Below are 25468 nucleotides of genomic sequence, written 5' to 3' on the forward strand. Positions count from 1 at the left end.
GCATAATGTGAATAAATTCCAAATTTTTTCACATTTTATAGTTAATTGATACGCAGATGGTAAAGTACATGTTAGAATGACCAGTAGAAAGCCGTTTCAATACTGAATAGATGAGATTATAATCATTTTCTGGTGTGATTGGTTTTTAATGAATAGTTTAAGAAAACTAATGTGGTTTGATTTCATTTTAAATAGGTTCCAAAATATGGTTTAAAGCGTCATTAGCTAGTGGATGAAACAGCACCCCACATTTCCTTTTAAAAGTAATATAAAGTAGCTGTTTTTCAGATAATAAGATGATAAGATTATGAATGTTATAAATTGTACATACTGAGCATTTGATTCGAGAGGTGAAAAAATGAAAGTTGTAATTGCAGCGGATGCTTTCAAAGATTGCTTAAGTAGCGATGAAGTTAACGAAGCAGTTCGTGAAAGTATCTTTAAAATCGATCCAGAAGTTGAAGTAGTAACTGCTGGAATTTCCGATGGTGCATTAGACGGTTTAGATGTTTTAAAACGGTGGGGACGAGAAATCGAGGAAATCCCTTTTAAAACTACCGATTTAATGGGTCGACCAGTAGACGCACCGTATTTAACTACTAACTATAAAAAAGCTCCATTGGCCATTATTGCAACCGCTAGCACGGCTGGAAAACACCGGATTTTGCCATCACCAGGATCATTCATCCGAGCAACCAGTTTCGGGTTAGGAACTCAAATCCGGGATGCGTTAGGACGCGGTGCAAAACGAATCCTCATTCTTACCGGAGAAACGGGAGTTAGTGATGGAGGATTAGGTTTACTTCAAGCTTTGGGCGTTAACTTTTATGATGAAGAGGGGCATTTAATTGGGCGCGACAAAAACTTATTAGCAACCAATTTTAAAGAAGTACGCAATTTAGAAAGCGTAGTTCAACAATTTAATCACGTTGAAATTATGATTGCCACTAATACTGACCGGCCTTATGCAGGCTATCGCGGCGCACAGCGGACCTGGGGAATGGATAAGGGCGGTACCAAAAAGCAAATCGAAGTTTTTGATAAGCGAATGGACGGCTTTTTCATGACGGTTATTAGGGAACTAAACTTGGACTTGCGAGACGTTGCTGGTTTAGGTGTAGATGGTGGAATCGGGGGAGCGTTGGCAGTTATAGGCGGACAAATCGTTCCAACCGGTGACATAATGGCTAACTTAGTCGGTTTACCACAAAAGTTAGAAGATGCGGACTTGTTTATTACCGGAACCGGGAAAATTTCCCACCATCCGCAAACTCCGCACGTAATTAATCAAGTACTAGATTTAGCGACGAAGATGTCTGTGCCAGCCGTAGCCATCTGTGGACAAGTAGACAATTCAATGCGCCATTATCCGAACGAAAAGGTAGCGGTTTTCTCTATTCAAAGAAGGCCAAGCTCGTTAAGACGTTCGATGGAAACGCGGTACGCTATCGTAAATATTAAGATTGTCACTCGTAATATAATTCGATTGATGAACATGGCCCGCGCTGAAAAATAATTTTTGAAAATGACACAATCCAAGCTGGAAATTGTTGAAAAACAGGCTGGCTTAGTTAAAGATAAAATGTAAGCGATTCCGGTAAAGTGGAAAGTAAAATAATTTACTTTTAGTAAGTGAAGCAGTATACTGTTTGCACAATTATTTTTAGTAAGGGAGTGTTCATTTGGCAAAAAAGTCTAAAATTGCAAAGGAAAAGAAAATAGAAGAAACGGTAATGCGCTATGCCGCATTGCGCGAAAAGTTGAAGGCACAAAAGGATTACCAAGGGCTTAGTAAGTTGCCGCGGAATGCTTCACCAACTAGAATTCACCGACGCGACGCGCTAGATGGTCGACCGCATGCTTACATGCGCAAATTTCAGCTGTCTCGGTTGAATTTTAGAAAATTGGCGCACGAAGGTCAAATTCCAGGAGTTAAAAAGGCTTCTTGGTAGGGATGAGAGCTGAAAAGTTCCATAAATTAGCGAAGACAATTAGGTCTGCGCTTTTTTTGTACCATTTTTTAGAAAAATAAATAGTAGAAGACTGAGCATTAAATTTACAAAGAAGTACGACTTTTTATTTGAAAATCCCCTGAAAATAAAGTGGTAAGATGGTATATGTACATAATTATATTAGAGAAAGAAGTTTTTTTAGTGAAGTTAAGGACCTTGCTTTATGTCGTCATTTCTACTTTTTTGTTTAGTTCAATGGAGATTGCGCTGAAGGTTGCTGGAGGGACGTTTAACCCGATTCAGTTGAATTTTATCCGCTTCTTATTCGGGGGATTGCTATTATTACCCTTCACAATGAAAACGTTGAAAAAACAAGGACGCAGATTGAAAGGACGGGACATTGCGGCATTTTCAATGACTGGATTTTCGTGCGTGTTAGTCAGCATGACGTTGTATCAACTAGCTATTCAGTTATCACTGCCCGCCACAATTGCAATTTTACTAAGTGCTAACCCTGCATTTGGGATGTTGATTGGCCTAGTTTTACTGAAGGAAAAGATGTCGCGAACCAATACACTGGCCGTAATTCTAACGCTAGCGGGATTGTTGGTAATTATTAATCCGTTTAACTTGACCAATCCCTTAGGAATTACGTTGGGCTTGCTAAGTTCCATCACTTTTGCAATTTATGGGATTTTAACCCGACTTAGCTCGAATAAGCTGGGATTTGGCGGAATGACCATGACGTGTTTTTCGTTTATTGCTGGAGCAATCGAGTTAGCGATTTTTATGGCAATTACTCATATTCCGGTAGTCAGCAGGGCTTTTAGTGGGCTAGAAGGATTTAGCGATATTCCGTTCTTCCAAGGGATTACCCTTTCAAATATTCTGTTATTAGCATACATAAGTTTCTTGGTTACGGGGGTCGGTTTTGGTTTGTACTTCGTAGTAATGGGTGAAGCTGGAGTACCGATTGCTTCGTTGATTTTCTTTATTAAACCGGCGCTAGCACCAATTTTGTCGTTGTTGATTTTAGGGGATCCGATTCACTTGAATACCATTGTGGGAATTATAATTATCCTGATTGGATCAGTAGTTACGCTAGTAGGCGAAAAGATTGCGATGAGGATGAGCAAATAAATAAGAGTGCTTTGGCACCCGGGTAAACCGTGAGGACTAACAGAATTACGGGGCTAATCGTGTTTTTTGCGATTGGCCCCGTAATTTAGTTAGCCGGAAGGGTTTGGGTGACAAAGCACGTTTCGACACAGTTGCAGAGTAGGCAGAGATTAACAAGGTTTCGAAATTAATCGCGGTTTAACGATTGATTTCGAAATCAGGTTAACCGGAGAAAATTGGTGGCTGGAGCTTATTTTGACTCAGTAGCCAAGGTGACGTGAGGACTAACAGAATTACGGGGCTAATCGTGTTTTTTGCGATTGGCCCCGTAATTTAGTTAGCCGGAAGGGTTTGGGTGGCAAAGCACGTTTCGACACAGTTGCAGAGTAGGCAGAGATTAACAAGGTTTCGAAATTAATCGCGGTTTAACGATTGATTTCGAAATCAGGTTAACCGGAGAAAATTGGTGGCTGGAGCTTATTTTGACTCAGCAGCCAAGGTGACGTGAGGACTAACAGAATTACGGGGCTAATCGTGTTTTTTGCGATTGGCCCCGTAATTTAGTTAGCCGGAAGGGCTGGGGAGGCAAAGCATGGTTTGCCAAACCCGTTAACGAATTTATAAGAAACTTTATAGGTCGTTCACACTTTAATTTAGCGTATGTACTATAATACATAAATAAGTAATCGCGATTAAAGGAAGGAAAAGCGTAATATCAATGATCTTTTTTATTAATGCACAAATGCCGGAGCAGAAATCAGGGATTGAACATGCGGAGTTAAAACGACTGGAGCTTTTTAACAAGATGAAGGTAGATTGTCGGCTGATTTTGCGGGATTGGAGCGCGGACACCCACCGCCTCACGCAGGCCGCTGGGATTGACGATCAGCAATTGATCAACATGTTTGACTACTACCAGCAAGCTTTACAAGTGCAACGTCACATAGTTCACCCCGATGATTTAGATTTTGGGGTCGCGGACGTTGAACTCCAATATGAACCGGAAAATCAGCGGTATTTAGTGGTAACGCCTGCTCAGGAACTGGTCGCTCGGATTAATGTCGAGGGTGACGAGGAGCGGGTGGTCTCTACCGAACTTTTTGACGGCTTTGGAAATCTTTATCGAGTTGACAACTACGATTACCGAGGCTTTGTCTCCCTTTCACAATGGTACACTCCCGATAATCAGATTGAAAATGAAGAATGGAAAACTCCGGAAGGTAAAACAGTTATCGAAGCTTTTACCAAGCAGAACCGGGCTGGTGAACTTAAACCATCAGGATGGAAATTAACGGACCGTCACGGAAAAGTTTATCAATTTGACACGATTGAAACCTTTACGAAGCATTTTCTAGACGAGCTGAATGACGACTTTTGGTCGACCAAGCAACCTAATATTTTTGTGTTGGATCGTAATCATTTAGCTGACTGGGCCTTTTTAAACATGGAAAAACCAGCTTATCGAGTGATTCATTTGCACAATTCACACGCTAGTGATGCACAAGCGCCCATGGATTCTACGTTGAACCAGCATTATGAATTTGCGTTACGGTCGATGGATCGCTACGACGCTTTTATCAGTGCAACCCAAAAGCAAACTGCAGATGTTCAAGAGCGTTTTCACCCCCATACCCGGTTATTTACCATTCCGGTAGGCATTGTGCCCGAGCAGTTACGACAAGCACCCCAAGTTCCAGTTGCTAAGCGGCAGTTTGGAAAAATGGTGGCTTTTGCCCGGATTGCGTGGGAGAAGCACCTTGACGACCTAGTGCGGGCGATTGCCATCGTCCACCAGACGATTCCGGAGATAACGCTTGATCTTTATGGCTATGCGGATCCTGCGAATAACTACGAAGCTAAACGGAAAGTGGAAGAGGCTATCCAGGAAAACCATTTAGAAAAGGTGGTTAGTTTTAAGGGATATACCACTGCGGTAGATGAAGTTGAAAATCAGGCGATGATGTTTGGGTTGACTTCGCGAATGGAAGGCTTCAACTTAGCCGTAATGGAAGGGATTGCCCACGGATTAATCTCCTTTACTTACGACGTTAATTACGGGCCCAATGAGATTGTGGAAAATGACGTGAATGGTAATGTGGTACCTTACGGTGATTATGAAGCGATGGCGCAAGCAATCATCAAGGTTTTACAAGATCAGCAATTAGCGCAGCGTTATTCCACCGGAGCGTACACTTCGGCCGAACGTTATTCGGAAAAACAAGTTTGGCAAGCTTGGCAGGTGCTACTAGATGACGCACAAGCAAGCTGGCCAGCAAAGCTTCGGGCAATGCCAGAATTTCGGGAGGATGTTGAATAATGAAGTATTTTGTTAGCCGAGGAATTTACACCTTTAATTCGGGAACTGAGCATGCTCAAGCCCAACGGACCCGTCTTTTTAACCAACAAAATGATCCCGCACGGTACGTAACGATGGATTATAACCGCTTTTGGTTGCGAGATGCCCAGCGTGTTGGATTGGCCGGCGATCAAGTATTAAACATGTACGATTATTTTCAAGGAACTACGCAAACGCCAACCGTGGCGGTACCGGTACGGGAATTTAAGCAGTTGCCGTTTGATAAATACCAACTGGTTGATCATGGCCCCGATTATTATACGGTCGATCACGCGGGCCGACAGCTTGCACGGATCAATATTTTACCAGGGACGGTCGGCTTGGTGGGGGACGTGGAATATTACGACCGCTTTGATAACCTAGTTTCCCGGGATAATTACGATTGGCGCGGTTTCAAATCGTCAATTGATTACTTCCACCCCGATGGCAGCTTAGGAGTGCGCCGCTTTTTAAATTTAGCAGGAGAAGTAGTTTTAGAAAATGTTTATATGAACGTTGCGGATCAATTACAGCCCACCATGTGGAAACTGATTGGTTATCACGGGCAGGATTACCGGTTTGACTCGCAAGAGGACTTGTTTTTATTCTTCTTAAACGAAATTGCTGAACAAGACGACAAAGCGGTCATGGTTGCCGACCACCGCGACGTGGATTTGATGGTTATGCAAGTTGAAAAGGCCCAATCCCGGTGGTTAGCCTTTCATGGAGCGCACGCGGACCATCACGGCAATGTTTATGCAGCCTATACACCCGCATTTCAAGCAGAACCGGGAGAAATTGATGGAATCATCGTGCCTACTGTCCAACAGCAGACGGCTATTCAAGGGCAATTTCCCGAGACACCAGTTTACGTGGCGGCTGATACGGTAGTTGATGCTAAGATTTTGGCTAATACCGTTTCTAAAAAGAAGCGTACTCCCGACCACGTTATTTTCAGTGGACGTTTAGAAAGTGATCGGCGCCCCGACGAAGCTTTGGCAGCTTTTTTGCGGTTGTTTGATCAGCTTCCCGACGCGACGTTGGAATACCGGGGCTACACAAATGATCACCAACTATTAGGTCGTTTGAAACAGATGGCCCAACACATGGGAATTGCCGAGCACGTTATTTTTGGTGATTACTTGCCGGATGCAGCAATGGACAATTTCTATAATCAGGCACAGGTACTCATTAATACGGCTTACGACGAAGCTGGCGGGCTTAGCGTCATTGAAGCCATGGCGCATGGGGTTCCGGTGGTTGCTTACTATACCGACTACGGCATTGAAAATTTAGTGGAAAATAATGTCAACGGGTTTGTCGTCACAAATGGTGATCAGGCGCAGATGGCCCGACGAGTAAAACAAATTCTACAGGACCCAGATTTGTGGCAAGAATTAAGCCGGGGAGCTCAACAAACGGCCCAGGCTTATCAAGCAAGAACGGTTTATCAACAGTGGAAAAATATTCTAGGATGAGTAAATAAAAACAGCGCGGAACAGCAATTGAATAATTGATGAACATTAACTAAAAATGACCATTATGCCTGAATTTGGCGTAATGGTCATTTTGGGATTAAGCGGAATAAACTGACTTTTGACGCTGTTGGAGGCAACGCACCAAAAATTTTTAGTTTTACTCAGCTGCTATTTGTTTTAAATGAAAAAATTATTTAATAACGCGAAAGCGTTCGTCATCTGGCATAAATTCCTTATCGCCAGCTGGTTGTTCAATTGAACCGAATGGCATTTGTGCCTTCAAAGTCCAGTTAGCTGGAATATCGAATTTTTCTGCGATGAATTTGTCAGCAATGGGGTTGTAGTGTTGAAGAGAAGCGCCAATGCCTTCGTTAGCTAATGCAGTCCAAACGTCCACGTTAGCAATTCCCATTCCGTGTTCACCAAACATGTCAAATGCATCTTTGTATAGTGGGAAATTCTTCTTCAAGTCAGCGATGACGTCTTCATCGGTGTAGAAGAGGACGGTACCGAGTCCGGCCTTAAATGCGCCTTCGACCTTTGCCTTGGTAGCTTTAAAGGCTTCTTCGTTAGGAACTTCGCCGTGTAAAATATCTAAAATTCCATCCCAAAGTTCATCGTGAGCCTTACCGTAAAGGATAACCGCGCGGATTGATTGGCTATTAAATGCGCTTGGTGATTGGCGAATTGCTTCTTCGATGATTTCGGTAATTTCGTCTTCGCTAAGCTTTACGTTTTTACCTAGTGCGTAGATTGAACGACGTTTTTTTAAGTTTTCTAAAAATGAATTTGACATATTGAACATCCCTTCTGTAACTATAATTGTCTGGCTTACTTTTAGTAAGTAGCTTTAGTATATAAAAAAGTTGAGGGGATTGCAAGTTTTTTAGAAAATAAATTGACCGATTGCCAATCAATTGTAATAATATGGTTAATAAACGATGTGGCGGAGGATGGAAGATGAAGAAAATTATCACGGTGATGGCAGCTTTAACGATGGCAGTCACCTTGGGAGCTTGCGGTAAGAAAGCGGCGTCGAGCGGGACGGTTTCCTCAGAAAAAACGACCCAGTCGCCAACCAAGTTGCAAGTGGTTACTAAGAAAAAGAAGACTAATAATTTGGGAAACGTTTTGATCACGATCAAGACTAACTCAAAAGCTAAAGTTAAGATAACCAACACTAAAACTAAGAAGGTAGCAAATTTAACGGCGGATGCGGATGGAAAGTTAATCTTTAACGCGCATTTAGGCGAACACACCAAGGAAGCCGAATTTATGATCACCGCTACTGCTAAACATCATCAAGCTAGTGGAACGCAAAAGTTTAAAGTATATAACGATTCGGCTGCTTACCACGAGTGGGAACAAAATCAAAGCAGCGCGGCGGAATCCTCTTCTTCTGCTGAAGAATCTTCATCGGTGGACGAACAATCTTCGTCTGCAGATGACAGCAGTGCAGAAGTAGATATTACGGCTGGCGATGATGTATCCAGCGCGGCTAGTTCCAGCGATTCGAATACTGGAACGAATACTACGGGAACCGCGGGCGGTGGTTACGTGGCTCCAAGCTATAGTGCGCCAAGTTACAGCTATCCAACCTACCAAGGCGGAGGCAACCATTATCATTCAAGCACCAGCGGCGGGAGTGCTAGTTCAGCGCCAAGTTCTAACGATACGGTAAGCGATCAAGCTGACGAATCGGACACGGATGCCACGGTAAATAACGCCGTTACTGATAAAGTTGAAGCAACTACGGAAGAAGCAACGGAAAGTGCGGATTAAAATAAAAAAGTTGGGGTTAGAATTAAAATTCTTACCTCAACTTTTTTAATTTCATCAATATTATTTTTATTTTTTACATTTACCGGCTTAACTTAGTCCTCAAACGGTGCTAAGTGATTTACCGGACCATATTTGTGGCCTACAGCAATGGAGTTGCTAATTGCGGCGGTAACGAAGCGTTTGCCGATTCGAATAGCAGTGGCAATGTCAGTCCCCTTAGCAATTTCAGCAGTGATGCAAGCTGAAAGTACGTCACCTGTACCGTTAACCCGGTCCGTTTCGATGTATGGGGCGCTCATCCAGAAGCTTTCACCATTTTCTAGAAGAACGAAATCGCGTACTTCGCTTTGAGCACCTGGTTTATGCGAACCCTTAAGGACCACATTTTTAGCGCCCATTTCCTGCAACATCTTTGCAGCGCGTTCCATGTCATCGTCATTTTGAATGTCAATGCCGGTTAACTTGATTGCCTCATAAAAATTAGGGGTAATCACGGTAGCTAACGGAATCAACTTCGCCTTCAAAGTTTCAAACGCGTCTTCCTCCAATAGTAAGGCACCGTGTTTGGTAATGATGACCGGATCCAAAACTAAAGGACCAAAGTCGAATTTTTGATAATTTTTGACAACGGTTTCAATCATTGGTGCATCAGCTAACATTCCGGTTTTGCTAGCCCGGATTTTGAAATCGTCGGCTAGGGATTGAAATTCTTGGTCAACGAAATCAGTAGGAAGCGGGTGACTAGCTTGAATACCGTAAGAGTTTCCGGCAACGCAAGCGGTCATCACGCACATTCCGTGGACATCGCGACGTTGGAAGGTGTTTAAATCAGCCTCCATTCCTGCGCTACCATCGGAATCAGAACCGGCGATTGTTAAAGCTTGTGGAAATTCATTTGACATTAAACTCACTCCTTATTCTTTATTGGTTTAAGGATAACATATTTAAAAATTGGTAGATCAGCAAGTTGGGAAAAGAAAAAGGGAGTTTCCCCTCAGCCTAGTGTTGAGCGGGAAAACCTCCCCCCAAAAAAATTAAAAAAGTTATCGACGAAGCGCCGCTTGTAAATTAGTGGCGGCATTTTGGAAAATAATTTGCTGAATCCGATTAACTGAAAGTTGAACTACCGAGTTTTCATTGCGAACTTGTTGGTGGATTAGACCGGTAAATTGGTTCCAATGCTTAATTAGTTCTGGAATCGACGGGTAGTTAGCTTCTCGAAATACTGCGAATAAAACGGCAACAATTCGATTAGCGTCTTCTTCGGTAATGCTAGGAGACAGCTGTTTGAAGAAGGGGGATTGATCAAAACCTGCTGGGGCCGCGATTCCCACGGCATTTGCAAAACTCCCCGTCCGGTCCGCGGTCCATGAAGTAAGGTCATGCTGCCAAATCCCCGCGTTTAAACTATTAACGGTTCGTTGAGGGAAGGGATGCATCCCCACTAAGGAAAATACCGAAAGCGGCGCCATTAATTCTAAGACAGGTACGTCAAAATGGTATTTTCCTACGGGTAAGCCCGGACTTTCAAACAGTAAAACCTGTTGAATGCGTTGAGCTGCCGGGGTTGTCAGATGATCACAAGCTAAGGCGGCAATTGCAGCGCCGCGAGAAAAGCCCACGCAAATGATTTGGCGATCGTCAGTTTGTAAACTGCGTTGTAAATATGCTTGGGCAGCGCTTTGCAAAGCCTCGGGATCCGTTAGTGCAAAGTGCAGGTCCTTTCGCCAACTAAGCAGCGTTCCGTTAGGTCCCCGAAAGGCGATCACTTTTAGTGTTTTGGTTATTCCTAAAGTGATTGCTAAAAAATGCTCGTTATCCGGACTGAGTTTTTCTAAAGTAACCTTCTGGTAACGATTGCTGTGGGCAATCTGTTCTAATAGTTGCCGATCGGCCGGAAGGGTTAAATAATCCTTGGCCTGGATCTGGGCAAGAAGCGTAGCACAAAAATCCGGCAGTAACGCCGGCAACGCTAATTCACTATTGGCCATGGTTAATGGCAATTCAACCAACCGGCTAAATAAGGCTAGGTCTAGTTCTAGCGGATCGTGGATTGGTCGCTGGTACTCGCTTAGAAAATTGGTTAATTTAGTCATTTAAATTTGCCCCGATCTCTTTATCTATATGAAAAAGGGTAGCACGCGACTAGTTTTTCAGTCAAACGATGCTTTCACGTCAATTAACTATCTATGATATACTGAAAGCGAATACAATATTGGTTTAGACCAGTGTGAATAAGGAGGAAAAATAATGGGTAGACTAGGTATTTCGATTTATCCCGACCGAATGGGGATTGAGGAAACCAAAGAATATATTAAATTGGCAAGTAAATATGGTTTTCAACGGATCTTCACGTCGTTCTTGCAAATTAAGGGGGATCAAGATCAGGTGGTGGCCCGTTTCAAAGACTTAATTGAATACGGCAAGTCGTTAGGAATGGACACCATGGTGGACATGAACCCGAAGTTGTTTAAACAATTGGGCGTGTCGTATGATAACCTTAAATTTTTCCACGACATTGGTGCGTGGGCAGTACGGTTAGACGAAGGTTTCACGGGAATGGAAGAAGCGCGGATGACGCATAATCCATACGGATTGAAGGTCGAGGTCAACATGAGTCGCGGTACCCATTATATTGACCAAATTATGGATTATGCTCCCGACCGGCAAAATCTAATCGGGTCGCATAACTTTTATCCGCAACGCTACACCGGATTAGGTTTGGACTACTTTAAGCAAACTTCCCAACAATACCGGCGGCATAATATTAATACGGCGGCCTTTGTGAACGCGCCGTCTGGTTCAGTGGGACCTTGGCCGTTACAAGAGGGAATGGTCTCGTTAGAAATGCATCGCGGCCAATCATTGTTTACTCAAATCATGCATTTGAAAATGTTGGGCTTAATTGACGATATTCTAATTTCAAATGCTGGAGTGAGTGAGGCGGATCTTAAAGAAGCGGCAGCGGCCTTCAACGCTTCGCAACCAATCGTGCGGGTGATTGCGGATGCCGGCTTGACCGATACTGAACGGAAAATTATTTTCGATAGCCAACACACGTACCGGGGTGATCACTCCGATTACGTACTACGGAGTACCATGACGCGGGTTTGGTATAAGGATGAAGATGTTCCGGCGCGCCATACGGTCCCAATTCATAAGGGCGACGTGTTAGTAATGAATAACGAATACGCACAATATAAGGCGGAAACCCAAATTGCGTTGCAAAATTTAGAAAACAACGGCCGAGTGAACGTGGTGGGCCACGTGGCACCAACTGATATGATGCTGTTGGAAACGTTGCAGCCGTGGAGTGATTTTAGGATGATAGAGGGCTCTGGAACCCGGGCAGCTCTTGAGGATTAACGAAAAATAGGCCTAGTCGCTTAAACCGCGACTAGGCCTATTTTTGGTTAACCGGAGAGAGTTGGGTTCCAGAGCCCGTTTCAACCAGGCAGCAGAGGAACGCACAGGCATTAATCGCAGGTTGTGCGATTGATGCCTTAATTTAGCTAACCGGAAGCAAATGGGGCTAAGTGCCCGTTTCGACTGAGTAGCAGAGAAGCGCGACCATGCTTTTTAATCCGGCACGAAAAGCTAAGTTAATGCCCTGTACTACTTCTAAAATGGTCATTCAAGCAAAAAGTGGGGTTCCTACCGTAGTTAACTAATTTTGACAAATTATTTGACTCAAAAGGGTTACTAAAAAAACAAATTACATATTTATGCGTATTGGTTTTAATTTGTAGGTACAAATGTTAATATGAACTTGTGAAAGCGATTTCAACGCTTTGGCCGGTATTACAAGGGTATATCACTTATTTTGCACGTTTGATTATTGGGATGCCGGCAAATTTATTTATAAGGAGGTTGTTGTAATGGGTGACAACAATAAAACCAATGGATTTGCTGAAAAGCTAATGCCTTTGGCAAGTAAAGTAGCATCTTCTCGTCACTTGGTAGCATTGCGGGATGGATTTGCCTTAGTTATGCCACTGATCATTATTGGTTCAGTGTTTATGATTATTAGTCAATTTCCAATTCCAGCTTATTTAAACATGATGACGAGTTTGTTTGGTGCCGGTTGGCAAGATACGGTCGGCTGGGCTACCAACGCAACGTTTAGTATTATCGGGATGGTAGCGGTAATCGGGATTTCGTTTGAATTAGCGAAGTCTTACGATGGAATCGACGCCATTTCGGCAAGTATGGTTTCCTTAGCGGCATTTATGTTAACGATTCCATTAAATGTCGATAAAGCGGGAGCGGTTTGGGTTCCGTTAACTCAATTAGGTTCAATGGGCTTGTTTGAAGCTTTGCTGATTGGCCTATTCGTAACCGACGCCTTCGTTTGGATGATTCATAAGGATTGGCAATTTAAGATGCCAGACACGGTTCCGCCTGCTGTAGGTCACGCCTTTTCATCATTGATTCCTGGATTTGTAATTATTTTAGGAATGTGGCTATTACGGCTTTTGGTTAGCTTTACCGACTTTAAGACGATTCCAAACGTAATCACGGTAATCGTTTCGCAACCATTGAACGCGGTTGGCGGATCAATCTTCGGAATGTTAGTTGCTGAATTCTTCGTTGTCTTCCTATGGCTATTCGGTATTCATGGTTCTAACGTAGTTGGTGGGATCATGGCGCCGGTTTGGTTAGGTAAGATGGCGGAAAACGCTGACGCTGCGAAGGCACACAAGGCGTTACCAAACATCGTTACCCAACAATTCGTGGATAACTTCATTCACTTTGGTGGTGCTGGTGAAACCTTAGCATTGGCCTTTATGCTAATGTTCTTGGCGAAGTCAGAAAACTTCCGGGCCATTGGTAAATTAACCGCGATCCCTGGTTTATTTAACATCAATGAACCGATCATCTTCGGGGTTCCAATGGTATTGAATCCGGTAATGGCAATTCCGTTCGTTATTGTTCCATTAATTTCGGTAGTAACCACTTACTACGCAATGAAGTTCGGTTTGGTTGCTAAGCCACTTGGAATTGCGGTTCCATGGACCACTCCGCCACTAATTTCTGGTTACTTGGCAACTGGTAAGATTTCGGGTGCGGTAATTCAATTAGTTAACCTAGCAATTGGTGGACTAGTTTACTACCCATTCTTCAAGATTGCTGACCGTCAAGCTCTTCAACAAGAAGAAGCAAAACGCGCAGAAATGAACGCTTAGAAAATAAAAATGTGGCTAAACGAGTAAAGTTTAGTCGCATTTTTTTGATAAAAAATGGCAATTGTCAAAGGTTGGTTAAACAACGTTATTACGAATAACCAAACCAACTAACTAATGTAATGAGAGTGCTGGTTAGTGCGCAAATTAGAAACCGCCTGCATGAAATTATGTAATGGTTTATGATGGTGAAGAAGGCGATAAAGCGCCTCATTTAGGGATGGGAGATTGATTTTAATGAGTAAACATAAGCAAAAATTGACTTCTGAGCAACGAACGCAACGCGCCCAAAATGCTCAGAAAGTGATTGCCAACGCGCGTAAGCCCCGGCTAATGATTAAAGACTTGCCCGGATGGATGCAAAATGCGGCGTTAAACCGGTTTAACTGGTTGCGCTGGTTGCCCTTTATTCCGTTACTGATTGTGCTCCTCACGGCACCGATGTTACAAAACGAGGTGCCAGCTACGTTGAAGGCCACTGGTGGGATGATTAATAAAAATGCGTTATTTTTGGTGCCGTTTGCTTGCCTACTGGGCGCATACGGTTGTTGGATTGCGATTAAATCCCGGCGGCGTGCTGATCACGTAGATGGAGACGTAAACCGGTTTGCATTGATGGAAATGGAAACCATCATCGGGGACCTGTTGGTAATACTGATTTGTACTGTCATCTCCATTTGGCAAGTCTTTGTGGCCTTTCACTAGAACACTATAAAATGTATATAATGCTGAAGGTTTTCACCCTATACCGAAAAGTGCTAATACTTGCTGATTTTTTGTAAGCGGTTAAAATCGATAGTGGAGGTTGATAAAAATGACAAAAAAAGTATTAGTTTTAGGCGCACACGGGCAAATTGCTCAATTAGCAGAAAAGGAATTTATGGAAGAAACCGACGATGAGCTGAAGCTTTTCTTACGGAATGCTAAGCGACTCACTCCATCTAATCCTGACCGGGAAACGGTAATTGACGGGGATGCGGCTAACGTTGACCAATTGAAAGATGCTATGCAAGGAGTTGATGCGGTTTACGCTAACCTTGCAGGTAATAACATCGCCGATCAAGCAAAAGCGGTCGTTGAAGCGATGGACGCAACCGGCGTTAAGCGCCTCGTTTGGATTTCTACGTTAGGAATTTATGACGAAGTACCGGGCAAATTTGGCGAATGGAATAATTCTACGCTAGGTAGCTACCTCACGCGGTATCGGTCAGCAGCGGACGTTATCGAAGCTAGTGACCTAGATTATACGGTGGTTCGGCCAGCATGGTTAACTAACCACGATGAAATTGAATACGAATTTACTCAAAAGGGCGAAGACTTCAAGGGAACGGAAGTTTCACGAAAGAGTATCGCACACGTAGTAGTTGATTTAATTCAAAACAATACGGAAATTAAGCATTCCATCGGGGTCAATAAACCTAATACCGATGGTGACAAACCAAGCTGGTATTAGTAGTTTAAGTTTGTTAACCTGACCGATCTGAAGTACTTGAAATGAAGCGAGGAGAATAAGGATCGGATAGTTGGTGAATGTTAATGAAAATCGGCAATTATGCCTCAATTGGCATAGTTGCCGATTTTTGGTTAAGCAGCGAGTAGCTATTGGGATTCTTAAACAAAGGCCAACCTCCCTAAACGTTGTTCAACAATTTTTCCAAGAGCTGATTTTATTAATTAAAGGCTATCCAAACGGCCTCCTTAGATGGCCAGCTGGATTTGGTTAGTTGGTAAGTTTCGCGGAATTCTTGCCTCGGATGAACGTTATTCTGTATAATTCATACTATAGTTACGACAAGTTTTAATGAAAAATATAAAGGTGGTATTAGCCCATGAATATTGATTGGAAAGCAGAAGTTGAGCAACGTAAAGATCAAATGTTAGAACGTCTAATGGAATTGTTGAAAATTGACAGTTCCCGCGATGTAGAACATGCCGAAAAGGATGCCCCGCTTGGTCCGGGACCTAAGGCAGCCCTTTTGAAGATGTTAGAATTCGCCGAAGCAGACGGATTTACAACCAAAAACGTTGAAAATGTGGCAGGTCACGTCGAATATGGCGATGGCAAAGAAATTTTAGGTATTTTAGGACACCTTGACGAAGTTCCCGCTGGTGAAGGTTGGGATACCGACCCATTTGCGCCAGTGGTCAAAGATGGCCGAATTTATGCTCGGGGAGTTAGCGATGATAAAGGTCCCGTTTTGGCTGCTTACCTAGGGTTACAAATCATTAAGGACCTTAAGTTGCCAGTTTCTAAGAAGGTGCGTTTGATTTTAGGAACTGACGAAGAGTCCGACTGGTACGGAATGGACCGTTATTTGGCAACTGAGCAAACACCCGACTTCGGTTTTTCGCCAGATGCTGAATTCCCAATTATTAACGGGGAAAAGGGGATTGCTTCTTTCGAAGTTGAAGTGCCCGCACAATCAGCAACTGGGGATTTTGAATTACAATCTTTCAAGGGCGGAATCAAGGACAACATGATTCCTCGCGAAGCTAAGGCGGTTGTCTTAGCAAAAGCAGACGTGGACGAAGCTGCTTGGCAAGCTGAATACCAAGAATACCTAAGTGAAAACGGCCTTACCGGGGCAATGAACGTTGCCGGACAGCAAATCACCTTTGACTTAGTAGGTAAGTCCGCACACGCCTTGGAACCCAAGGCAGGCTTGAACGCGGCCACTTTCTTAGCCGACTTCTTGAACCGTAAAGTGGCTAACGATTACCTTAAATTAATTGCAGAAAAAATGCACCTAGATTCACGGGGACACCAATTGAAGATTAATACCGTGGACCCGCAAATGGGCGATTTGACGGTTTCACCAGACTTGTTTGACTACCAAGCAGGACAAGCTGGTACGGTAATTATCAATATTCGTTACCCACAATCCATCTCTACGGATGAAATCATTAAGAGCGCGACGGCAGCGTTGGCTGATTTCGAGGCTAAAGTTGCTTTACATGGTCACGCACAAGAACCACATTACGTTCCTGCTGACGATCCGTTGGTAAAGACTTTGCTTCAAATTTACACGGAACACACCGGAGAAGCAGGACAAGAAATGGTAATCGGCGGGGGAACCTATGGCCGGATTTTAGAACGCGGAGTTGCCTTTGGAGCGCAGTTCCCTGGCCGGGAAAACGTTATGCACCAAGCTAACGAATACATGGCAATTGAAGACATTGTCAACGCAGCTGCAATCTACGCTCACGCAATTTATGAATTAGCTAAATAAGGTTGACACTAGTTTGAATTATCCGTAAAATTAACAGCGATATTGAAGCAATGAAGTAGCCTAGTAGCGGGATGGGTTCAGCAATTAGAAATCTGGTGGGAGCTGCAAACCAGACTGACTCATTCGGTGAATTACACTATGGAGCTTTCTGCTTAAAAGAACGGATCATCTCGTTATCGATGTTGAGCGGAGTGTAATAACTCAATTCAAGGTGGTAACGCGGAATTTTTCGTCCCTGATCAGTTGATTGGGGGCGTTTTTTATTCCATTGATGATTAATAACAGAATGGAGGGTACTAACTGATGAACATTATTGACGAATTAGATTGGCGGGGCGCAATCAACCAGCAAACCGACGAAGAAGGTCTTAAGAAATTAACCGAAGAAAAATCAATCGGTTTATATGCGGGAATTGACCCAACTGGGGACAGTATGCACATTGGGCACTTGATCCCGTTCATGGTTTTGAAACGATTCCAACAAGCCGGACACAAACCGGTAATCTTAATCGGTGGCGGAACGGGTTCAATTGGGGATCCGTCAGGTAAAAAATCCGAACGGGTTCTCCAATCCATGGAACAAGTTCACCACAATGAAGAAGCCTTGAAGAAACAATTGGTTAAATTCTTTGGGACAGATAATTTCCGAATTGTGAACAATTACGACTGGCTTTCAAAAATGTCCTTGCTGGATTTCTTGCGCGACTACGGAAAATTATTCAACGTTAATACAATGTTAGCTAAGGATATCGTAGCTAGTCGCCTAGAAGTCGGAATTTCCTTTACCGAATTCACGTACCAAATTTTGCAATCGGTCGATTTCTTGCATTTATACAAACACGAAGACGTGCAATTGCAAATTGGTGGTGGTGACCAATGGGGAAATATCACAGCTGGTACTGATTTAATCCACCGGATGGAAGGCCAGGACGCCAAGGTTTATGGTTTGACAATTCCGCTATTGCTAAAGGCGGATGGAACGAAATTTGGTAAATCAGAAGGCGGCAACGTTTGGCTTGATCCTGAAAAGACGACCCCTTACGAATTCTACCAATTCTGGTTAAACCAAGACGACCGTGACGTGGTGAAGTTCTTGAAGTACTTTACTTTCCTTAGCCACGAAGAAATTGAACGGTTAGCAGAAACGGTTAAAACAGCTCCTGAAAAACGCGAAGCACAACGGCGTTTGGCAGAAGAAGTTACGGAATTCGTCCACGGCAAGGCTGCGGTAGAGGAAGCACAACATATTTCAGCAGCCCTTTTCTCTGGGGATGTGAAGGACCTCACCGCAAGCGAAATCGAACAAGGTTTCAAGAACATGCCAAGTGTGGAAGTCGAAAACAAGAAGGAAAACATTGTTTTGTGGTTGGTCGACACCACGAAAATTGAACCATCTCGGCGTCAAGCCCGGGAAGACATTAAGAACGGTGCCATCCGAATTAATGGAGAAAAGATTACGGATGTGGACGCTGAAATTGATCCAACTAGTCATTTTGATGGCAAATTCGTGATCGTTCGGCGCGGTAAGAAGAAGTATTTCTTAGCACGGGTAAAATAATTAACGATAAAAAGGGTTCGCAACAAACCAAGTTAGGTTGTTGCGAACCTTTTTTTGTTAAGTATGACATTACTTGTGAACGTCTTTGATTTTAAAGGCTAAGAAGAGGGCGCAGATTTCTAATAGTAGAAAACAACTAAAAACGCCCAAGAAATTGTCGGTACCTAAAATGACGGTGGCAATTACCACGGCCGTTGAACCCAGGACCTGGCGAACGGTGGCAATGATGGACGAACCGTGCGGAATTAAATGGTCAGGCAACGAATTGGCGCCGAGCGTGGTGGCAGGCATCATTACAAAGGCGTTTCCGGCCTCCACCACCATCGTAGCCAAAATAGCAATTACCAGACTTTCTAAAAAGACGTTGAGGATCATTAACGACCAGCCCGCGATGAAGATGGCGATTCCGATGATCATAACGGGTTTAAAACCGATCCGGTCAGCTAATTTACCACTTTGCCGGTTGAGCCAGGATAAAAGGGCCGCGGCGGGAACTAGTGCGAGTCCCGACCAAAACGGCGAAAGGTGTAAAACTTGTTGGAAATAAAGTGGCATGACGATGGTGACGGTAATCAACGACATGTACGCAAACGCCGTTAGTAAAACCCCAAGGTCAAAATTTTTAATGCGCATAATTTCTAGGTGAAGCAGCGGGTTAGTTAAGTGGAACTGACGAATAACGAACCAGGCTAACATTCCTAACGAGATTGCTAAAATGATGGCGAGTGAAAGGTTCCAACCCTGTTGGTTAATCTCATTGATAAAATATAGCAAGCCGATAATTCCTAAAGAAAGCAGCACCGAAACAAAATCTAACTCGGAATGACTTTGCTGTACGGGGCTAACGATGGTTTTGAACGCTAGCAGGGTGACCAGGATTAATAGACAGTTAAAGAAGATGAAGATTGACTGCCAATTAAAGATTTGTAGAATTACTCCGGAAAGAATCGGTCCCACTGCAAGGGCCGAACCCATAACTAGGCCAACGGTTCCCATGGTGGCTCCCCGTCGTCCTTCAGGAGTGATCTGCAAAATTACCGACTGGTATGTGGGAAATAGTACCCCAACGGAGAAACCTTCCATTAAACGACCGACCATCATCATTGCGAAATTTGGCGCAAAAATAATGATGAAGGTTCCGATAATGAAAATTAGCAATAAGCTAATGTACATCCGTTTGAAATTAAGGTTATTTAGCATCCACGGTGAAAGAGGCATCACTACCGACATGATTAACATAAAGCCGGTAGTGAGCCAGGCGACCGTGCTAGCCGGTAAGTTAAAGTAATGCATGAAGGTGGGATAAGCGGTTGACAGGGATGATTGACTTATCGACATGGTAAACGTACCAAGCAGTAGCGTGGCGACGAACCAACGGTAAGCTTTTTTAGATAATGGAGTCATAAAATAAGTCGCTTCCTTTGCTTTTGTTTATAACAGTTCTAAAGTACAACACGAATGACGGACTGTAAAGGTGGATTACCAACGGTTAAGGAAGCATATTCGGGGGTTGGTGCAGCTTTATCCAACTTTTTGTACAAAAATTAAAATAAATGTCACAAAAGTGTTGACGGGTGGCGGAGATGAGTGTATAGTATATTTCTGTTGTCGCGAGGGACAACGTCATTGATTCTTCAAATTAATTGAAATTAATCCTTGACATAAATTGCTCCTCACGATATACTTAAAAAGTTGTGTTAAACGACATAAACGTTGATAACACAACGCTGATAGACCTTTGAAAACTGAACAAAATTTTGACAAACGATCGTGTGAGGACTCGCAAATCAAATTGATTTAGTGAGAACAAACATGCGAAGTCAATTCGCAAAAACAAACAATTAATGAGCTTGAAAAAGACTCATCATTTTAATATGAGAGTTTGATCTTGGCTCAGGATGAACGCTGGCGGCGTGCCTAATACATGCAAGTCGAACGAACTTCCGTTAATTGATTATGAGGTGCTTGCACTGAATGAGATTTTAACACGAAGTGAGTGGCGGACGGGTGAGTAACACGTGGGTAACCTGCCCAGAAGCAGGGGATAACACCTGGAAACAGATGCTAATACCGTATAACAGAGAAAACCGCCTGGTTTTCTTTTAAAAGATGGCTCTGCTATCACTTCTGGATGGACCCGCGGCGCATTAGCTAGTTGGTGAGGTAACGGCTCACCAAGGCGATGATGCGTAGCCGACCTGAGAGGGTAATCGGCCACATTGGGACTGAGACACGGCCCAGACTCCTACGGGAGGCAGCAGTAGGGAATCTTCCACAATGGACGCAAGTCTGATGGAGCAACGCCGCGTGAGTGAAGAAGGGTTTCGGCTCGTAAAGCTCTGTTGTTAAAGAAGAACGTGGGTGAGAGTAACTGTTCACCCAGTGACGGTATTTAACCAGAAAGCCACGGCTAACTACGTGCCAGCAGCCGCGGTAATACGTAGGTGGCAAGCGTTATCCGGATTTATTGGGCGTAAAGCGAGCGCAGGCGGTCTTTTAAGTCTAATGTGAAAGCCTTCGGCTCAACCGAAGAAGTGCATTGGAAACTGGGAGACTTGAGTGCAGAAGAGGACAGTGGAACTCCATGTGTAGCGGTGAAATGCGTAGATATATGGAAGAACACCAGTGGCGAAGGCGGCTGTCTGGTCTGTAACTGACGCTGAGGCTCGAAAGCATGGGTAGCGAACAGGATTAGATACCCTGGTAGTCCATGCCGTAAACGATGATTACTAAGTGTTGGAGGGTTTCCGCCCTTCAGTGCTGCAGCTAACGCATTAAGTAATCCGCCTGGGGAGTACGACCGCAAGGTTGAAACTCAAAAGAATTGACGGGGGCCCGCACAAGCGGTGGAGCATGTGGTTTAATTCGAAGCTACGCGAAGAACCTTACCAGGTCTTGACATCTTCTGCCAACCTAAGAGATTAGGCGTTCCCTTCGGGGACAGAATGACAGGTGGTGCATGGTTGTCGTCAGCTCGTGTCGTGAGATGTTGGGTTAAGTCCCGCAACGAGCGCAACCCTTATTACTAGTTGCCAGCATTTAGTTGGGCACTCTAGTGAGACTGCCGGTGACAAACCGGAGGAAGGTGGGGACGACGTCAAATCATCATGCCCCTTATGACCTGGGCTACACACGTGCTACAATGGATGGTACAACGAGTCGCGAAACCGCGAGGTTTAGCTAATCTCTTAAAACCATTCTCAGTTCGGACTGTAGGCTGCAACTCGCCTACACGAAGTCGGAATCGCTAGTAATCGCGGATCAGCATGCCGCGGTGAATACGTTCCCGGGCCTTGTACACACCGCCCGTCACACCATGAGAGTTTGTAACACCCAAAGCCGGTGGGGTAACCTTTTAGGAGCTAGCCGTCTAAGGTGGGACAGATGATTAGGGTGAAGTCGTAACAAGGTAGCCGTAGGAGAACCTGCGGCTGGATCACCTCCTTTCTAAGGAATAATACGGAACCGCACACGAGTCAAAGTTTTGTTTAGTTTTGAGAGGTCTACTCTCACTTTTGTTCTTTGAAAACTGAATAATATCTATAATTTTCTAATTTTAATTAATCATAATTAAACCGAGAGAAAACCGCGTAATTTTAAAGAGTTAAACAAGATTAGTTCAAAATAATCGCAATACTCAATTAATCGCTTTACCGTAGGTAAAGTTAGGTTAAGTTAGGAAGGGCGCATGGTGGATGCCTTGGTACTAGGAGCCGATGAAGGACGGGACTAACACCGATATGCCTCGGGGAGCTGTAAGTAAGCTTTGATCCGGGGATTTCCGAATGGGGCAACCCAATAGTTTTAATCGACTATTATCCGCATCTGAATTCATAGGATGTGTGAAGGTAAACGTGGGGAACTGAAACATCTCAGTACCCACAGGAACAGAAAGAAAATTCGATTCCCTGAGTAGCGGCGAGCGAAACGGGAACAGCCCAAACCAAGAAGCTTGCTTCTTGGGGTTGTAGGACTGAACATTTGAGTTACCAAAGAGCTTGATAGCTGAAGGGCCTGGGAAGGCCAGCCAGAGAGGGTGACAGCCCCGTAAGCTAAATCAAACTCCCTCAGTTCAGGATCCTGAGTACGGCGGAGCACGTGAAATTCCGTCGGAATCCGGGAGGACCATCTCCCAAGGCTAAATACTACCTAGTGACCGATAGTGAACCAGTACCGTGAGGGAAAGGTGAAAAGCACCCCGGAAGGGGAGTGAAATAGTTCTTGAAACCATGTGCCTACAAGAAGTCAGAGCCCGTTAATGGGTGATGGCGTGCCTTTTGTAGAATGAACCGGCGAGTTACGTTCGTATGCCAGGTTAAGTTGAAGAGACGGAGCCGAAGCGAAAGCGAGTCTGAAGAGGGCGAATTAGTATGCGGATGTAGACCCGAAACCAAGTGACCTACCCATGTCCAGGTTGAAGGTGCGGTAAAACGCACTGGAGGACCGAACTCGTGTACGTTGAAAAGTGCTGAGATGAGGTGTGGGTAGCGGTGAAATTCCAAACGAACTTGGAGATAGCTGGTTCTCTCCGAAATAGCTTTAGGGCTAGCCTCGGAATTAGGATCGTGGAGGTAGAGCCACTGTTTGGACTAGGGGCCCGTCATGGGTTACCGAATTCAGATAAACTCCGAATGCCATCGATTTATGTCCGGGAGTCAGACGGTGAGTGATAAGATCCATCGTCGAAAGGGGAACAGCCCAGACCACCAGTTAAGGTCCCTAAATATATGTTAAGTGGAAAAGGATGTGGAGTTGCATAGACAACTAGGATGTTGGCTCAGAAGCAGCCACCATTTAAAGAGTGCGTAATAGCTCACTAGTCGAGTGATCCTGCGCCGAAAATGTACCGGGGCTTAAACATATTACCGAGACTGTGGATGCCACCATTAGGTGGCGTGATAGGAGAGCGTTCTAAGGGCGATGAAGGCAGACCGTGAGGACTGTTGGAGCGCTTAGAAGTGAGAATGCCGGTATGAGTAGCGAAAGATAGGTGAGAATCCTATCCACCGTATGACTAAGGTTTCCTGGGGAAGGCTCGTCCTCCCAGGGTTAGTCGGGACCTAAGCCGAGGCCGAGAGGCGTAGGCGATGGATAACAGGTTGAGATTCCTGTACTAGTTAAACTTGTTTGAACAATGGAGGGACGCAGGAGGCTAAGGAATGCACCCGATTGGAAGTGGGTGTCCAAGCCGTAAGTCTGAAGTCGAGTCAAATGCTTGATTTCTTAAGGACAAGCGGTGATGGGGAGTGAAATTTAAGTAACGAAGTTCCTGACGTCACGCTGCCGAGAAAAGCTTCTAGTTAGAGTTTAACTACCCGTACCGCAAACCGACACAGGTAGTCGAGGAGAGTATCCTAAGGTGAGCGAGAGAACTCTCGTTAAGGAACTCGGCAAAATGACCCCGTAACTTCGGGAGAAGGGGTGCTGATCGCAAGATCAGCCGCAGTGAAAAGGCCCAGGCGACTGTTTATCAAAAACACAGGTTTCTGCAAAATCGTAAGATGACGTATAGGGGCTGACGCCTGCCCGGTGCTGGAAGGTTAAGGGGATGAGTTAGCGTAAGCGAAGCTTTGAACTGAAGCCCCAGTAAACGGCGGCCGTAACTATAACGGTCCTAAGGTAGCGAAATTCCTTGTCGGGTAAGTTCCGACCCGCACGAAAGGCGTAACGATCTGGGCACTGTCTCAACGAGAGACTCGGTGAAATTATAATACCCGTGAAGATGCGGGTTACCCGCGACAGGACGGAAAGACCCCATGGAGCTTTACTGTAACTTGATATTGAGTGTTTGTACAGCTTGTACAGGATAGGTAGGAGCCGTAGAATCCGGAACGCTAGTTTCGGAGGAGGCGCAAGTGGGATACTACCCTCGTTGTATGAACCCTCTAACCCGCGCCACTAATCGTGGCGGGAGACAGTGTCTGGTGGGCAGTTTGACTGGGGCGGTCGCCTCCTAAAAGGTAACGGAGGCGCCCAAAGGTTCCCTCAGAATGGTTGGAAATCATTCGCAGAGTGTAAAGGCAGAAGGGAGCTTGACTGCGAGACAGACAGGTCGAGCAGGGACGAAAGTCGGGCTTAGTGATCCGGTGGTTCCGTATGGAAGGGCCATCGCTCAACGGATAAAAGCTACCCTGGGGATAACAGGCTTATCTCCCCCAAGAGTTCACATCGACGGGGAGGTTTGGCACCTCGATGTCGGCTCATCGCATCCTGGGGCTGTAGTCGGTCCCAAGGGTTGGGCTGTTCGCCCATTAAAGCGGTACGCGAGCTGGGTTCAGAACGTCGTGAGACAGTTCGGTCCCTATCCGTCGCGGGCGTAGGAAATTTGAGAGGAGCTGTCCTTAGTACGAGAGGACCGGGATGGACACACCGCTGGTGTACCAGTTGTTCCGCCAGGAGCATCGCTGGGTAGCTATGTGTGGATGAGATAAACGCTGAAAGCATCTAAGTGTGAAACTCGCCTCAAGATGAGATTTCCCATTGCCTTCGGGCAAGTAAGACCCCTGAGAGATGATCAGGTAGATAGGCTAGAAGTGGAAGTGTAGCGATACATGGAGCGGACTAGTACTAATCGGTCGAGGACTTAACCAAGTAGAACGTGGCAAGTAACTCGAAAGAAATGTAGATATTATTCAGTTTTGAGAGGACAAAAGTTTTCTCAAGTGATAACGTAATTTAGCACAGAGTGTGGTGACGATAGTGAGAAGGATATACCTGTTCCCATGTCGAACACAGAAGTCAAGCTTCTTAACGCCAAGAGTAGTTGGGGGATCGCCCCCTGCGAGGGTAGGACGTTGCCATGCAAACTCAAGGGTCTTCCGAAAGGAAGGCT

General features: G+C 44.7%; 16 protein-coding genes, 3 rRNA genes and 1 other annotated feature. Of the genes, 15 read left to right on the forward strand and 4 right to left on the reverse strand.

Annotated features, from left to right (window positions below; translation table 11 throughout):
- Nucleotides 1-358: 358 nt before the first annotated feature.
- From NL111_RS00920 to NL111_RS00940, 5 genes are all read left to right on the forward strand, one after another.
- Nucleotides 359-1516, forward strand: coding sequence for a glycerate kinase (locus NL111_RS00920; RefSeq protein WP_285110335.1), 1158 nt, complete (start codon nt 359-361; stop codon nt 1514-1516).
- Nucleotides 1517-1682: 166 nt separating this feature from the next.
- Nucleotides 1683-1952: a 30S ribosomal protein S14 gene (gene rpsN / locus NL111_RS00925; RefSeq protein ID WP_002830572.1), complete on the forward strand. Its 270-nt coding sequence runs from the start codon at nt 1683-1685 to the stop codon at nt 1950-1952.
- A 165-nt stretch (nt 1953-2117) separates the two neighbouring features.
- Nucleotides 2118-3092: a DMT family transporter gene (locus NL111_RS00930; protein ID WP_002830936.1), complete on the forward strand. Its 975-nt coding sequence runs from the start codon at nt 2118-2120 to the stop codon at nt 3090-3092.
- A 697-nt stretch (nt 3093-3789) separates the two neighbouring features.
- Nucleotides 3790-5388 carry a glycosyltransferase family 4 protein gene (locus NL111_RS00935; protein WP_285110336.1) on the forward strand — a complete coding sequence of 533 codons (1599 nt, stop codon included), beginning with the start codon at nt 3790-3792 and terminating at the stop codon, nt 5386-5388.
- Nucleotides 5388-6884 carry a glycosyltransferase gene (locus NL111_RS00940; RefSeq protein ID WP_285110337.1) on the forward strand — a complete coding sequence of 499 codons (1497 nt, stop codon included), beginning with the start codon at nt 5388-5390 and terminating at the stop codon, nt 6882-6884. The genes NL111_RS00935 and NL111_RS00940 overlap by 1 nt, the downstream gene beginning before the upstream one ends.
- Before the next feature lie 190 nt (nt 6885-7074).
- Here the strand turns inward: NL111_RS00940 and NL111_RS00945 are convergent, their stop codons facing one another.
- Nucleotides 7075-7680, reverse strand: a complete 606-nt coding sequence (locus tag NL111_RS00945) for a nitroreductase family protein (RefSeq protein ID WP_002830941.1) — start codon at nt 7678-7680, stop codon at nt 7075-7077.
- 164 nt (nt 7681-7844) lie between these two features.
- Here NL111_RS00945 and NL111_RS00950 point away from each other — a divergent pair, with 164 nt between their 5' ends.
- On the forward strand, nt 7845-8666 hold the full coding sequence (locus NL111_RS00950; RefSeq protein ID WP_053906446.1) for an LptM family lipoprotein: 822 nt from the start codon (nt 7845-7847) through the stop codon (nt 8664-8666).
- Between the two features lie 92 nt (nt 8667-8758).
- Here the strand turns inward: NL111_RS00950 and thiD are convergent, their stop codons facing one another.
- Nucleotides 8759-9568, reverse strand: coding sequence for a bifunctional hydroxymethylpyrimidine kinase/phosphomethylpyrimidine kinase (gene thiD / locus NL111_RS00955; protein ID WP_119178749.1), 810 nt, complete (start codon nt 9566-9568; stop codon nt 8759-8761).
- A gap of 141 nt (nt 9569-9709) precedes the next feature.
- Nucleotides 9710-10762 (reverse strand): Mbeg1-like protein, encoded by a 1053-nt coding sequence (locus NL111_RS00960; protein ID WP_063504610.1) that lies wholly within the window; start codon nt 10760-10762, stop codon nt 9710-9712.
- Between the two features lie 154 nt (nt 10763-10916).
- On the opposite strand from NL111_RS00960, the gene NL111_RS00965 reads away from it, so the two are divergent.
- The 6 genes from NL111_RS00965 (at nt 10917) to tyrS (ending at nt 18636) form a co-directional block, all read left to right on the forward strand.
- Nucleotides 10917-12032: a DUF871 domain-containing protein gene (locus NL111_RS00965; RefSeq protein WP_285110338.1), complete on the forward strand. Its 1116-nt coding sequence runs from the start codon at nt 10917-10919 to the stop codon at nt 12030-12032.
- A gap of 512 nt (nt 12033-12544) precedes the next feature.
- Nucleotides 12545-13852 carry a PTS cellobiose transporter subunit IIC gene (celB, locus tag NL111_RS00970; protein WP_002830555.1) on the forward strand — a complete coding sequence of 436 codons (1308 nt, stop codon included), beginning with the start codon at nt 12545-12547 and terminating at the stop codon, nt 13850-13852.
- Nucleotides 13853-14086: 234 nt separating this feature from the next.
- On the forward strand, nt 14087-14554 hold the full coding sequence (locus NL111_RS00975) for a hypothetical protein (RefSeq protein ID WP_002830554.1): 468 nt from the start codon (nt 14087-14089) through the stop codon (nt 14552-14554).
- A gap of 109 nt (nt 14555-14663) precedes the next feature.
- A complete protein-coding gene (locus tag NL111_RS00980) occupies nt 14664-15302 on the forward strand; it encodes an SDR family oxidoreductase (RefSeq protein WP_004166558.1) in 639 nt (212 codons plus the stop codon).
- Between the two features lie 376 nt (nt 15303-15678).
- Nucleotides 15679-17079, forward strand: coding sequence for a dipeptidase PepV (pepV, locus tag NL111_RS00985; protein WP_285110339.1), 1401 nt, complete (start codon nt 15679-15681; stop codon nt 17077-17079).
- A gap of 41 nt (nt 17080-17120) precedes the next feature.
- Nucleotides 17121-17319 (forward strand) — a binding site (T-box leader).
- A 63-nt stretch (nt 17320-17382) separates the two neighbouring features.
- The gene (gene tyrS / locus NL111_RS00995; protein WP_002830950.1) at nt 17383-18636 is read left to right on the forward strand and encodes a tyrosine--tRNA ligase; all 1254 of its coding nucleotides are present in this window, start codon (nt 17383-17385) and stop codon (nt 18634-18636) included.
- Between the two features lie 69 nt (nt 18637-18705).
- Here tyrS and NL111_RS01000 read toward each other — a convergent pair whose 3' ends face one another.
- The gene (locus tag NL111_RS01000) at nt 18706-20040 is read right to left on the reverse strand and encodes an MFS transporter (protein WP_285110340.1); all 1335 of its coding nucleotides are present in this window, start codon (nt 20038-20040) and stop codon (nt 18706-18708) included.
- 466 nt (nt 20041-20506) lie between these two features.
- Here NL111_RS01000 and NL111_RS01005 point away from each other — a divergent pair.
- The 3 genes from NL111_RS01005 (at nt 20507) to rrf (ending at nt 25439) form a co-directional block, all read left to right on the forward strand.
- Nucleotides 20507-22083: ribosomal RNA gene (locus tag NL111_RS01005) — 16S ribosomal RNA — on the forward strand.
- A 221-nt stretch (nt 22084-22304) separates the two neighbouring features.
- Nucleotides 22305-25227 (forward strand): 23S ribosomal RNA (locus NL111_RS01010).
- A gap of 95 nt (nt 25228-25322) precedes the next feature.
- Nucleotides 25323-25439, forward strand: a 5S ribosomal RNA gene (gene rrf / locus NL111_RS01015).
- Together the 16S, 23S and 5S rRNA genes form the textbook arrangement of a ribosomal RNA operon.
- Nucleotides 25440-25468: the final 29 nt, after the last annotated feature.

Source organism: Pediococcus sp. AC40 (genome assembly GCF_030252485.1).
Classification (GTDB): Bacteria; Bacillota; Bacilli; order Lactobacillales; family Lactobacillaceae; genus Pediococcus; species Pediococcus acidilactici.

What these genes read in the sequence shown, in the direction of transcription:
- NL111_RS00950 (WP_053906446.1), top strand. Translation starts at nt 7,845, where the DNA reads ATGAAGAAAATTATCACGGTGATGGCAGCTTTAACGATGGCAGTCACC.
- NL111_RS00945 (WP_002830941.1), bottom strand. Translation starts at nt 7,680, where the DNA reads ATGTCAAATTCATTTTTAGAAAACTTAAAAAAACGTCGTTCAATCTAC.
- celB (WP_002830555.1), top strand. Translation starts at nt 12,545, where the DNA reads ATGGGTGACAACAATAAAACCAATGGATTTGCTGAAAAGCTAATGCCT.
- pepV (WP_285110339.1), top strand. Translation starts at nt 15,679, where the DNA reads ATGAATATTGATTGGAAAGCAGAAGTTGAGCAACGTAAAGATCAAATG.
- NL111_RS00965 (WP_285110338.1), top strand. Translation starts at nt 10,917, where the DNA reads ATGGGTAGACTAGGTATTTCGATTTATCCCGACCGAATGGGGATTGAG.
- NL111_RS00975 (WP_002830554.1), top strand. Translation starts at nt 14,087, where the DNA reads ATGAGTAAACATAAGCAAAAATTGACTTCTGAGCAACGAACGCAACGC.
- NL111_RS01000 (WP_285110340.1), bottom strand. Translation starts at nt 20,040, where the DNA reads ATGACTCCATTATCTAAAAAAGCTTACCGTTGGTTCGTCGCCACGCTA.
- NL111_RS00940 (WP_285110337.1), top strand. Translation starts at nt 5,388, where the DNA reads ATGAAGTATTTTGTTAGCCGAGGAATTTACACCTTTAATTCGGGAACT.
- NL111_RS00935 (WP_285110336.1), top strand. Translation starts at nt 3,790, where the DNA reads ATGATCTTTTTTATTAATGCACAAATGCCGGAGCAGAAATCAGGGATT.
- NL111_RS00960 (WP_063504610.1), bottom strand. Translation starts at nt 10,762, where the DNA reads ATGACTAAATTAACCAATTTTCTAAGCGAGTACCAGCGACCAATCCAC.
- NL111_RS00980 (WP_004166558.1), top strand. Translation starts at nt 14,664, where the DNA reads ATGACAAAAAAAGTATTAGTTTTAGGCGCACACGGGCAAATTGCTCAA.
- tyrS (WP_002830950.1), top strand. Translation starts at nt 17,383, where the DNA reads ATGAACATTATTGACGAATTAGATTGGCGGGGCGCAATCAACCAGCAA.
- NL111_RS00920 (WP_285110335.1), top strand. Translation starts at nt 359, where the DNA reads ATGAAAGTTGTAATTGCAGCGGATGCTTTCAAAGATTGCTTAAGTAGC.
- NL111_RS00930 (WP_002830936.1), top strand. Translation starts at nt 2,118, where the DNA reads ATGTACATAATTATATTAGAGAAAGAAGTTTTTTTAGTGAAGTTAAGG.
- thiD (WP_119178749.1), bottom strand. Translation starts at nt 9,568, where the DNA reads ATGTCAAATGAATTTCCACAAGCTTTAACAATCGCCGGTTCTGATTCC.